The sequence below is a fragment of the Streptomyces sp. CA-142005 genome (genome assembly GCF_050942335.1).
In the GTDB taxonomy this organism is placed as follows: domain Bacteria; phylum Actinomycetota; class Actinomycetes; order Streptomycetales; family Streptomycetaceae; genus Streptomyces.
In genome coordinates this window covers 1313824-1324782 of sequence record NZ_CP192078.1, presented here as the reverse complement: position 1 = coordinate 1324782, position 10959 = coordinate 1313824, and the positions used below count along the sequence as shown (strand labels likewise).

Here is a 10959-nt window from a genome sequence, read left to right as displayed (position 1 = left end):
GCCGGCCCCGAGGGGAACGCCTTGTACGGTGCCAGCTCAGGGGCTTGGCGCCGTGGAACGCCGCTCCGATGGCGGCGCTCTTCTGGCCGATCGGCGCGGCCGCGGCCGGCCGTCCTGCTCGCGCAGGTAGGTGACCAGATTCGTGCGCAGATAGCGTTCGGCTGCGTCCGCGGCCTCGCGGGCGCAGCGTTTGCCCATCAGTACGCACAGCGTGTAGCCCGAGTCCTCGAAGGTGGCCCGGACCGTGCGGTCGTGGGGCGAGGCGAGCATGACGCGCTCCCACGCCCGGAAACGCCGCAACGCCCGGGCCACTTCGGCCTTGGCGGGTAGCAGCATCGCCCTCTTCACCTTCCACGCTCTCGACTGGGCGCGTTCCCGACGGTCGGGTGGTGTCCGCGCACGGAAGGGCACGGCACCGTTACGGCGATCGAGGCTTTCACTTATGGTGCACGGACGACGACGCAGCGTCTTGTTGGATCTTCAACGACGGATGTGTGTCGTGCCCTCGTGTTGCACGAATGGCGTAGTGCGGTCACCGTGGAGGTGACTCAGAAGCGATCAGCGCTCACGCTATGTGTCCGGGATCCCTCCCGGACGGACATCCGGGACCTCTCCCGGACGGGCGAGGGGAGCGAGAGCTTCGCCGGTGAGGAGCAAGCGACGATGAAGACCGCAGTGCCCTGCTACTACCACCTCGACGTGGAAGTCAGCCCGGAACGGGTGGGACAGGTCAGCCGCATCCTGGCCGCCCACCTCCGCTACTGGGACCTCGAGAACCTCTCGGATCCCGTGTGCCGCGGCGCCGAACTGCTGCTGCGGGCGATCGACGAGCATGCGACGGACAAGCACACCTCCATCGAGATGTGGTGGAACGGCCAGCACCTCATCACCGCCTTCGGCGGCGACGACCCGGACCTGCGCCCCGACCAGGACCTGCGGTCCTGCCTGGCGGACATCGCCGCCATGAGCGACGGCTGGGGCTGCTGCGCCTCGGACACCGGCAGCAAGATCATCTGGTTCTCGCAGCGAGCCCGCGCCGGTCAGCGCGTCCCGCTGGTCCCGACCGCCCCCGCGCCGACGCTGCGGCAGGGGCTGCAGGTGCCGCGCGAGACGCCGGTGGCGGTGCTGGCCGCGCCCGCGGGAGCCATGGACGACATGCTCGCCGCGAAGGCTGCTCCGGACGACGCCCTGGAGGGCAGCCGGTGACCGCCCGCACGAGAAGGAAAGGGCTGCCCGTGTGGAGCGGGCAGCCCTACCCGTTGGGGGCGGCGTTCGACGGACAGGGCACCAACTTCGCCCTGTTCAGCGAGGTGGCCGAGCGGGTCGACCTGATCCTCGTCGACGAGGCCGGCACCCAGACCCCGGTCCGGATGCACGAGGTCGACGGATTCGTCTGGCACGCCTACCTGCCCGGCATCGCGCCGGGCCAGCGCTACGGGTACCGGGTGCACGGCCCCTGGCAGCCCTCGCTCGGCCACCGCTGCAATCCGGCGAAGCTGCTGCTCGACCCCTACGCGCGCGCCGTGGACGGCCAGATCGACAACCACGCCTCGCTGTACGAACGCGACCCGGACGGCCCGGCCCCGGCCGACAGCGCCGGGCACTCCATGCTGGGCGTGGTCACCGACCCGTACTTCGACTGGGGCGACGACCGCCCGCCCCGCACGCCGTACTCGGACTCGGTGATCTACGAAGCCCATGTGCGTGGCATGACCCGCACCCATCCCGACGTCCCCGAGCGGCTGCGCGGCACCTACGCCGGTCTCGCCCACCCCGCCGTCATCGAGCACCTCACCTCGCTCGGCGTGACCGCGGTGGAGCTGATGCCGGTGCACCAGTTCGTGCAGGACGGCGTGCTCCAGGACCGCGGCCTGTCCAACTACTGGGGCTACAACACCATCGGCTTCTTCGCCCCGCACAACGCCTACGCCGCCTTCGGCACCCTCGGCCAGCAGGTCAACGAGTTCAAGGCCATGGTGAAGGCGCTGCACGCGGCCGGCCTCGAAGTCATCCTCGACGTGGTCTACAACCACACCGCCGAGGGCAACGAGATGGGCCCCACGCTGTCCTTCCGGGGCATCGACAACGCGTCCTACTACCGCCTGGTCGACGGCGACTGGGCGCACTACTACGACACCACCGGCACCGGAAACAGCCTGCTGATGCGGCACCCCTACGTGCTCCAGCTGATCATGGACTCGCTGCGGTACTGGGTCACCGAGATGCGTGTCGACGGCTTCCGCTTCGATCTCGCGGCCACGCTGGCGCGGCAGTTCCACGAGGTGGACCGGCTCTCGGCGTTCTTCGACCTGATCCAGCAGGACCCGGTGATCAGCCGCGTCAAGCTCATCGCCGAGCCCTGGGACGTGGGGGAGGGCGGCTACCAGGTCGGCAACTTCCCGCCGCTGTGGTCGGAGTGGAACGGCAAGTACCGGGACGCCGTACGGGACTTCTGGCGGGCCGAGCCCGGCTCGCTCGGCGAGTTCGCCTCCCGGCTGACCGGCTCCTCCGACCTGTACCAGCACAGCAGGCGCCGGCCGCGCGCGAGCGTCAACTTCGTCACCGCGCACGACGGTTTCACGCTGCGCGACCTGGTGTCGTACAACGACAAGCACAACGAGGCCAACGGCGAGGACAACCGGGACGGCGAGAGCCACAACCGGTCCTGGAACTGCGGCGCCGAGGGCCCCACCAAGGACCCGGCCGTCCTCGAACTGCGCGCCCGCCAGCAGCGCAACCTGCTCGCCACCCTGCTGCTGTCGCAGGGCATCCCGATGCTCTGCCACGGCGACGAACTCGGTCGCACGCAGCAGGGCAACAACAACGCCTACTGCCAGGACAACGAGATCTCCTGGGTGAACTGGGGGCTGACGGAGGAGCAGCGCAGCCTCGCGGACTTCACCCGGCATCTGATCGCCCTGCGCGCCGCGCACCCCGTGCTGCGCCGCCGCCGCTTCTTCCACGGCGAGACCGCGACCCATGCGAGGCAACCGCTGCCCGACCTGATGTGGCTCAGGCCCGACGCCCGTGAGATGACCGGCCGGGACTGGCAGCGCGGCGACGCGCACTCGGTGGGGGTGTTCCTCAACGGCGATGCCATCGCCGAACGCGACGCCTACGGCCGCCGGATGGTCGACGACTCCTTCCTGCTGCTCGTCAACGGCTACTGGGAGCCGGTCGACTTCCGCCTGCCCGACGGCACCTTCGGCGAACGCTGGACCACCCTGATCGACACCGCCGACCCGGACGGCATCCCCGACGAGCGCGAACGCAAGGCCGGCACGCGGCTTCGGGTGGAGGCCCGGAGTCTGATCCTGCTGTCCAGACCGTCGCGGGTGGCGAGCTGACCGCCCGTCCGCGCGTGCGTCGCGGTCAGCGAGTGCCGCGTGCCGTCACCGTGAACTGCGCGCCGTCGGCGTCCCGCAGGATCGCCTCCGTCTCGTCCTCGCGCAGCACGCTGCCGCCGTGCTTCTCCGCCGCCCGGGCGCAGTCCGTGACGTCCGCGACAGTGAAGTGGATCTGCCAGTGCGGGCGTACGGAGGGATCCGGTGCCGACTCCACCGCGCCCGAGTCGATGCGCGCCACGATGTCGCCCTGGCTGCGCAGCACCACCTCGCCGCCGTCGTACTCCACCTCGCAACAGCCGGGCAGCCCGGACGCCCAGTCGAGGATCTCGCCGTAGAACATCGCGGCGTCGAAGGCGTCGCGGGTGTGCAGCCGGATGAAGGTGGGCGACGCCCGCCGCCAGGCCTCCCAGTTGGCGACCAGTTCCCCCTGCCAGATGCCGAACGTGGCCCCGTCCCGGTCGGCGAGCAGCGCGGCACGCCCCGGCGGGAAGGACAGCGGCCCGACGGCCGCCGTACCGCCGCGTTCGCGGACCCGGGCCACCGCCACGTCGGCGTCCGGCACGGCGAAGTACGGCGTCCAGGCCACGGCCATCTGCCACATGGCGGCGACGGCGGCGATACCGGCCACCGGCACGCCGTCCGCCAGCGCGATCCGGAAGTGCTCGCCGAGTTTCGCGCCGCGCCAGCGCCACCCCAGGACGGCCGTGTAGAAGTCCTGGGTGGCCTCGAGGTCACGGCTGGTCAGGCTGACCCAGCACGGGGCGCCGAAGACGGAGTGCGTGGAGACGACGTCTCGCCTCCGCGGTCCACCACTGACGGGTGCGTTGTGGTTCATGTCGGTCGCGTCCTGCTCTCGGGGCCGGGCGGCCACCGTTCTCGCTCCAGTGTCCAACCGGAAGGGGGTCGGGTGCCTGTCGAGTACCCCCGGTGGCATCGCCCCAGGCAGGCGAGCACGATGGGGACATGGGAGCGAACGAGCCCGACCGTCTCTCCGAGCTGCAGGCCGAGGTCGACCAGATGAAGGAGGCCGTGATCTCCCACGCGGTCGTCGACCAGGCGATCGGGATGGTGGTGGCCCTGGGCAGGGTGACGCCGGACGAGGGCTGGGAGGTGCTGAGGGAGGTCTCGCAGCACACGAACATCAAGCTGCGCAACATCGCGGAGCTGATCCTGATCTGGGGCCGCCGCGGCGACATCCCGCCCGAGGTCTGCGCCGAGCTGGAGGACGCCCTCGACCGGTACGGCCCCACGCAGATGCCCGGGACCTGGGAGGGGTGAGCCTCGACGGGGGCGGGGGACGCGCCGGCGGATTCGGCGGGCGTGGATTGGCGGATCTCAGCGGGCCCGGATTCAGTGGGCCTCGGCGAGCAGTTCCTCGCGCAGCCGGTCGAAGCAGCTGCTGAGCAGCCGCGAGACGTGCATCTGCGAGATACCCAGCTGCTGGGCGATTCGGCTCTGCGTCATCCCGCGGAAGAACCGCAGGTAGAGAATGACGCGCTCGCGTTCCGGCAGCGCCGCGAGACACGGCTTGACCGCGGCCCGGTCGACCACGAGGTCGTATCCGGGGTCGGGGCCGCCCAGGGAGTCCCCGAGGGCGTAGCCGTCGGTGCCGGCCACCTCGGCGTCCAGTGACAGCGCGGAGAAGCACTCCAGCGCCTCCATGCCGGTGCGCACCTCGTCCTCGCTGAGCCGCGTGTAGGCGGCGATCTCCGCCACGGTGGGCGGACGCCCCGAGGTGCCCTGGGCCAGTTCCTTGCCGGCGGAGCGGACCCGGTTGCGCAGGTCCTGCACCCGGCGCGGCACGTGCAGGGTCCACATGTGATCACGGAAGTGCCGCTTGATCTCACCGGTGATGGTGGGCACGGCATACGCCTCGAAGGCACGGCCACGCCCGGGGTCGTAGTGGTCGACGGCCTTCACCAGACCGAGGGCGGCCACCTGATACAGGTCCTCCAGCGTCTCCCCGCGGCCACGGAACCGCACGGCGATCCGCTCGGCCATGGGCAGCCACAATTCGACCAGTTCATCGCGCAACGCCCGCCGTTCGGCGCCGTCGGGCAGCTGCGCGAGCCGCTCGAAGGACTCCGCCGTGTCGGGGGCGTCGTCGTGTGGGTGGGGACGTGAGGTCGTGCTGCCGGTGACAGGCATGATGCGCACCTCTCTCAGCAGGTGCTGGGTGTACAGACACCGTGGGAGGCGCGCGCTCGGACCAGAAAAAGGGGAAGCGGGGCGTACGGCGAAGAGCCGACTCCCACGGACGTGCCTACGGTCCGAAGCACTGTCCATCGCATTCCCCCTCACGGACATCGCAAACCAATTAAGTACAAATGGGATGAGACCGGGCCGATCTTTGACTTCCGCTTGGCCATATATCTCTGTTACAGAGGTAATCTTCTGGCGTGGAACCCGATAGGGCGGCTGCGGCGCAGCGAGCGGCAACGGAGTCCGAGACGTTCCAGGAGGAGCTGGCGGACGCGCTGGTACGCGTCCAGCGGCTGATCCGGCGACGGCTGCGCGGCGGTCTGAGCGTGCCCCGGCTGCGCGGTGCCGAGGTGGAACTGCTCCGGCTCGTCGAGTCCCGGCCCGCCATCGGCGTCTCGGACGCGGCGAAGGCCCTCCACCTGGCGGGCAACTCCGTGTCGACCCTGGTCAACCAGCTGGTCCGGGGCGGATATCTGCTCCGCGAGACCGACCCCGCCGACCGGCGCGCGGCCCGGCTGCAGCTGACCGAGGCAGCGGAGAAACGGCTCGGCGACTGGAAGCGGCGCCGGGCCGAACTGGTCGGCCGGCACGTGGCCCGCCTCGACGACACCGACCGCGAGGCCCTCCGCGCGGCCCTCCCGGCCCTGCGCAAGCTGGCGGCCGGCCTGCACGAGGAGGCCGAGGAAGCATGACGGAGGTCCAGAGCGCATGACGGGAGACGGCACCGAAACCCCGGACAACGCGGCCGGCACCAAGGACAGCCCCGGCAACTCGATGGACACCCTCGGCACCCCTGACGACGCCGTCGACACCACTGACGGCTTCGGCGCGGGAACGGTGAGTGTGGCGCCCGAGTTCGCCGCGGCCACCGACGTTCCCGGCGAAGCGGTCGGCGCCGATGCGGCCCGTGGGGCGCCCGCCGAGGCTCCCGCCGCACCGACCGCTGTTATGGGCTCGGGGGAAACGGTGGGTGCGGCGCCTGGATCCGCCACACGCACCGACGTTCCGGCCGAAGAGGTCGGTGCCGATGCCCCTGGTGCGCCCGCCGAAGCGCCTGGCGCACCCATCGCTGCCACTGGCTCTGGGGGAACGGTGAGTGTGGCGCCCGAGTTCGCCGCGGCCACCGACGTTCCCGGCGAAGCGGTCGGCGCCGATGCGGCCCGTGGGGCGCCCGCCGAGGCTCCCGCCGCACCGACCGCTGTTATGGGCTCGGGGGAAACGGTGGGTGCGGCGCCTGGATCCGCCGCACGCACCGACGTTCCGGCCGAAGAGGTCGGTGCCGATGCCCCTGGTGCGCCCGCCGAAGCGCCTGGCGCACCCATCGCTGCCACTGGCTCTGGGGGAACGGTGAGTGTGGCGCCCGAGTTCGCCGCGGCCACCGACGTTCCCGGCGAAGCGGTCGGCGCCGATGCGGCCCGTGGGGCGCCCGCCGAGGCTCCCGCCGCACCGACCGCTGTTATGGGCTCGGGGGAAACGGTGGGTGCGGCGCCTGGATCCGCCGCACGCACCGACGTTCCGGCCGAAGAGGTCGGTGCCGATGCCCCTGGTGCGCCCGCCGAAGCGCCTGGCGCACCCATCGCTGCCACTGGCTCTGCGGGAACCGTCGGTGTGGCCCCCGAGTCCGACGCACGCACCGACGTTCCCGCCGAAGTCGTCGGCGCCGATGCGGCCCCTGGTGCGCCCGGCGAAGCGCACCGCGCACCCACCGCGGCCATCGGCTCCGCGGGAGCCGTCGGCACGGCTCCCGAGCCCGCCGACGCCGTCGGTACTGCCGCCGAAGCCGTGCGTCCCCCGGCTGCCTCGGCGCCCGACGCCGATGGCGTTGCCGTGCGCTCCCCAGTTGCCTCGGCACCCGGCAACGACGGCGTTGCCGCGCGCCCCCTGGCTGCCTCGGCACCCGATGGCGACGGCATTGCGGCCCGCCCCCCGCTCGCCTCCGCACCCAGGACGGACCCTGTAGCCGCACCTCACGTGGTCACGCCCGCCCCCGTCGCCGAGGCCGTCAGCTGTACCCGGCTCGTCTATGCCTTCGGGGACACCAATGCCGTCGACGGGCTCGAACTGGCCGTCTGGGAGGGTGAGGTGTTCGGGCTGCTCGGGCCGAACGGTGCCGGGAAGACCACCGCCATCCGCTGCATCACCACCCTGCTGCCCGTCCCCGCCGGCATGGTCGGCGTCTTCGGGCACGACGCGGCCAAGGAGCGGATGGCGGTGCGCCGGCTGCTCGGCTACGTCCCGCAGCAGCTGTCCGCCGACAGCGGGCTGACCGGCCGGGAGAACGTCGCCCTGTTCGCCCGGGTCTTCGACGTCCCCCGCCGCGAGCGTGCCGCACGGGTCGGCCAGGCGCTGGCCGCCGTCGGCCTCGCGGACGCCGCCGACCGGCTCGCCGGGACCTACTCCGGCGGCATGGTCCGCCGCCTGGAGCTGGCCCAGGCCCTGGTGAGCGCGCCTCGGCTGCTGATCCTCGACGAGCCGACCATCGGGCTCGACCCGATCGCCCGCACCGGCGTCTGGGAGCACATCAACGCCGTCCGCGCGGCCACCGGGATGACCGTCCTCGTCACCACCCACTACATGGACGAGGCCGACCAGTACTGCGACCGGGTCGGCCTGATGCACCGCGGCCGCATCCGCGCCCTCGGCACCCCCGCCGAGCTGCGCCGCGGCCTCGCCGAACGCCAGGGCACCGACACCCTGCCCACGCTGGAGGACGTCTTCCGCGACGTCGCCGGCAGCGGCCTCGACGCCCACTCCGGAGGAGGTTTCCGCGATGTCCGCAGCACCCGCCGCACCGCGCGCCGAGTCGGCTGACCGCGCCCCCGGCAGCGACACCGCCCTGCTGCTCAGCCCGCCCGTGCCGCGCGCCGGCTGGCGGCTGCTGCCAGCCCGGGTCGTCGCCATGTGCGCCGTAGAGCTGCAGAAGCTGCGGCACGACCGCACCGAGCTGTACACCCGCGCGGTCCAGCCCGCCCTGTGGCTGCTGATCTTCGGTCAGACCTTCACCCGGATCCGGGCGATTCCCACCGGCGGCGTGCCGTACATCGACTTCATGGCGCCCGGCATCATCGCCCAGTCGGCGATGTTCATCGCGATCTTCTACGGCATCCAGATCATCTGGGAACGCGACGCGGGCATCCTGAACAAGCTCCTCGTCACCCCGACCCCGCGCTCGGCACTGATCACCGGCAAGGCGTTCGCCGCCGGGGTGAAGTCGCTGATCCAGGCGATCGTCGTGATCGTCATCGCCGCCGTGCTCGGCGTCGCCCTCACCTGGAACCCGCTGAAGCTGCTCGGCGTCGCGTTCGCCGTCGTCCTCGCCTCGGCGTTCTTCTCCTGTCTGTCGATGACCATCGCCGGCATCGTGCTCAGCCGCGACCGCCTGATGGGCTTCGGCCAGGCGATCACCATGCCGCTGTTCTTCGGCTCCAACGCTCTGTACCCCATCTCGGTGATGCCGGGCTGGCTCCAGGCCGTCAGCAAGGTCAACCCGCTGAGCTATCAGGTCGACGCTCTGCGTGGCCTGCTGCTCGGTACGCCCGCGCACCTCGGCACCGACTTCGCCGTCCTGGCGGTGGCCGCCGCGCTCGGCATCACCGCGGCCTCCGCGCTGCTCGGCCGGCTGGCCCGGTGATCTTGCCGCGGACGTGATGTGCGGCACGCACCCCTGCCCCCGTCACACGCGCCGCGAACGCATCGTTCCTGCGCAGCGCTTGATCACTGATCAAAGCGGGCGAACCCGCTGGCCACAGCGCATTCTGCTCATTTGACAGTGCGCTCGGCGCACAGATAGACAGCAGCTCTCGAAGGTCGAGAGGGGCACTGTGTACGAGCCGAACGTGGTCGGGGACTGGCACGAGTACGACGAGCATGCCGGTCTGCGGATCCGCGTCCACCGCCTGGAGGCAGCCGAGCCGCCGCGCGGACGCGACGACGCCGCCGCCGGGCTGACGTACTTCAGCGTCCGGGTGACGGTCGAGAACCGTGGCGCCCGGCACTACGGCATCCACCTGGAGGACGGCCAGATCGACGTCCGGGTCGGCCCGGACGGCGAGGGCGCGTTCATCGACTGGCGCAACTCGCAGTTCATCGAGGGCTTCGACGTCTACCCGCTGCGCCGGGCCACCGCCGTGATCTACGCGGCCGCTCCCGAGGCCGCCCTGAGCCACGTGGACGTGCAGGTGCAGCTGCGGGTGGAGGAGGAGTGGGCCGACCGCCGGCTGTGGACCGGCGGCATCGGCGTCCTGGAGGCGACCACGGCGGCCGCCCCCGCGGCCGCCGGGCAGGGCAGCCTGGCCCATCAGGTCAGCGCCTTCCTGAAGGACCAGACGGAGCCGGGCACCGCCTGATCCGGGCGGCGCCGACCTCGGCGCCTACGGTCAGTGCGGGATGCCGTCGATGATCTCCCGCGCGCCCTGTCGCAGCAGCGCCACCGCGACCGAGGTGCCGAGCGTGGCCGGATCGAGCCGGCCCGCCCACTCGTGGGCGTTCAGCCTGGTCTTGCCGTCCGGGGTGAACACACAGGCCCGCAGGGACAGTTCCCCGCCGCGATCCACGCGCGCGTAGCCGGCGATCGGGCTGTTGCAGTGGCCCTGCAGCACATGCAGGAACATCCGCTCGGCCGTCGCCTCGCGGTAGGTGTCCGGATCGCCGAGCCCGCTGACGGCGTCGATCAGGGCGGTGTCGTCCTCCCGGCACTGAAGGGCGAGGATGCCCGCGCCGATCGGCGGCATCATCGTCTCGGTCGACAGCACCTCGCTGATCACGTCCGTGCGGCCGATCCGCTCCAGACCGGACACCGCCAGCAGCAGGGCGTCCGCGTCCCCGGCGGCCAGCTTCTCCAGCCGGCGGTTGGCGTTGCCGCGGAACGGCACGCACTCCAGATGCGGGTGCGTGGCCGCCAGTTGGGCCACGCGGCGCACCGCGGAGGTGCCGATCCGGGTGCCGGCCGGCAACTCGTCCAGGGTGAGCCCGCCCGGGTGGATCAGCGCGTCCCGGATGTCGTCCCGCTTCAGGAAGGCGGCGAACACCGTCCCGGCGGGCAGCGGCCGGTCGGCGGGCACGTCCTTGACGCAGTGCACCGCGAGATCGGCCTCCCCGGCCAGCAGGGCCGCGTCGACCTCCTTGGTGAACGCCCCCTTGCCCTCGACCTGGGACAGATCGCCGAGCCACTTGTCGCCGGTGGTCTTCACCGGCACCACCTCGGTGCGCACACCGGGGTGCAGCACGGCCAACTCGGCGCGGACTCGCTCGACTTGGGCCAGGGCCATGGGGGAGTCGCGGGAGACGATACGGATCAATTCCGGGACGGACATGGGGACACGATAGACCTTCGGACGCGACGCCCGGTCAGGGACCGGTCGAACACCGCTGTCTCCTCGAAGCACGCCGTCCCGATACCCGCGCCCCCGAG

General features: G+C 71.6%; 11 protein-coding genes. 7 read left to right on the top strand and 4 right to left on the bottom strand.

Features of this window, described 5'->3' with window-relative positions; translation table 11 throughout:
• Positions 1-36: 36 nt before the first annotated feature.
• Positions 37-336, bottom strand: coding sequence for a DUF5133 domain-containing protein (locus ACQPXS_RS06540; protein WP_351801877.1), 300 nt, complete (start codon positions 334-336; stop codon positions 37-39).
• A 327-nt stretch (positions 337-663) separates the two neighbouring features.
• Between ACQPXS_RS06540 and ACQPXS_RS06535 the strand changes: the two genes are divergently transcribed.
• Both ACQPXS_RS06535 and glgX read left to right on the top strand, forming a co-directional pair.
• Positions 664-1206 carry a pep a2 gene (locus tag ACQPXS_RS06535; RefSeq protein ID WP_356306797.1) on the top strand — a complete coding sequence of 181 codons (543 nt, stop codon included), beginning with the start codon at positions 664-666 and terminating at the stop codon, positions 1204-1206.
• Entirely contained in the window at positions 1203-3347 is a 2145-nt protein-coding gene (glgX, locus tag ACQPXS_RS06530) for a glycogen debranching protein GlgX (RefSeq protein WP_433447831.1), read from the top strand. Before ACQPXS_RS06535 ends, glgX begins: the two co-directional genes overlap by 4 nt.
• Positions 3348-3372: 25 nt before the next feature.
• Here glgX and ACQPXS_RS06525 read toward each other — a convergent pair whose 3' ends face one another.
• A complete protein-coding gene (locus tag ACQPXS_RS06525; protein WP_433447829.1) occupies positions 3373-4182 on the bottom strand; it encodes a VOC family protein in 810 nt (269 codons plus the stop codon).
• Positions 4183-4310: 128 nt separating this feature from the next.
• Here ACQPXS_RS06525 and ACQPXS_RS06520 point away from each other — a divergent pair, with 128 nt between their 5' ends.
• Positions 4311-4625, top strand: coding sequence for an ANTAR domain-containing protein (locus tag ACQPXS_RS06520; protein WP_433447827.1), 315 nt, complete (start codon positions 4311-4313; stop codon positions 4623-4625).
• A 72-nt stretch (positions 4626-4697) separates the two neighbouring features.
• Here ACQPXS_RS06520 and ACQPXS_RS06515 read toward each other — a convergent pair whose 3' ends face one another.
• Positions 4698-5495 (bottom strand): RNA polymerase sigma factor SigF, encoded by a 798-nt coding sequence (locus ACQPXS_RS06515; protein WP_433447825.1) that lies wholly within the window; start codon positions 5493-5495, stop codon positions 4698-4700.
• Positions 5496-5746: 251 nt separating this feature from the next.
• Here ACQPXS_RS06515 and ACQPXS_RS06510 point away from each other — a divergent pair, with 251 nt between their 5' ends.
• From ACQPXS_RS06510 to ACQPXS_RS06495, 4 genes are all read left to right on the top strand, one after another.
• Entirely contained in the window at positions 5747-6241 is a 495-nt protein-coding gene (locus ACQPXS_RS06510) for a MarR family winged helix-turn-helix transcriptional regulator (protein WP_433447823.1), read from the top strand.
• 1279 nt (positions 6242-7520) lie between these two features.
• Positions 7521-8360 (top strand): ABC transporter ATP-binding protein, encoded by an 840-nt coding sequence (locus ACQPXS_RS06505; protein WP_433447821.1) that lies wholly within the window; start codon positions 7521-7523, stop codon positions 8358-8360.
• Positions 8320-9180, top strand: coding sequence for an ABC transporter permease (locus ACQPXS_RS06500; protein ID WP_356306815.1), 861 nt, complete (start codon positions 8320-8322; stop codon positions 9178-9180). Before ACQPXS_RS06505 ends, ACQPXS_RS06500 begins: the two co-directional genes overlap by 41 nt.
• Positions 9181-9370: 190 nt before the next feature.
• Positions 9371-9895: a hypothetical protein gene (locus ACQPXS_RS06495; protein ID WP_433447818.1), complete on the top strand. Its 525-nt coding sequence runs from the start codon at positions 9371-9373 to the stop codon at positions 9893-9895.
• A 30-nt stretch (positions 9896-9925) separates the two neighbouring features.
• Here the strand turns inward: ACQPXS_RS06495 and hemC are convergent, their stop codons facing one another.
• The gene (gene hemC, locus ACQPXS_RS06490) at positions 9926-10861 is read right to left on the bottom strand and encodes a hydroxymethylbilane synthase (RefSeq protein ID WP_356306821.1); all 936 of its coding nucleotides are present in this window, start codon (positions 10859-10861) and stop codon (positions 9926-9928) included.
• Positions 10862-10959: the final 98 nt, after the last annotated feature.

Coding starts and splice junctions, on each gene's coding strand:
- ACQPXS_RS06540 (WP_351801877.1), bottom strand. CDS start 336: ATGCTGCTACCCGCCAAGGCCGAAGTGGCCCGGGCGTTGCGGCGTTTC.
- ACQPXS_RS06535 (WP_356306797.1), top strand. CDS start 664: ATGAAGACCGCAGTGCCCTGCTACTACCACCTCGACGTGGAAGTCAGC.
- ACQPXS_RS06525 (WP_433447829.1), bottom strand. CDS start 4,182: ATGAACCACAACGCACCCGTCAGTGGTGGACCGCGGAGGCGAGACGTC.
- ACQPXS_RS06520 (WP_433447827.1), top strand. CDS start 4,311: ATGGGAGCGAACGAGCCCGACCGTCTCTCCGAGCTGCAGGCCGAGGTC.
- ACQPXS_RS06515 (WP_433447825.1), bottom strand. CDS start 5,495: ATGCCTGTCACCGGCAGCACGACCTCACGTCCCCACCCACACGACGAC.
- ACQPXS_RS06500 (WP_356306815.1), top strand. CDS start 8,320: ATGTCCGCAGCACCCGCCGCACCGCGCGCCGAGTCGGCTGACCGCGCC.
- hemC (WP_356306821.1), bottom strand. CDS start 10,861: ATGTCCGTCCCGGAATTGATCCGTATCGTCTCCCGCGACTCCCCCATG.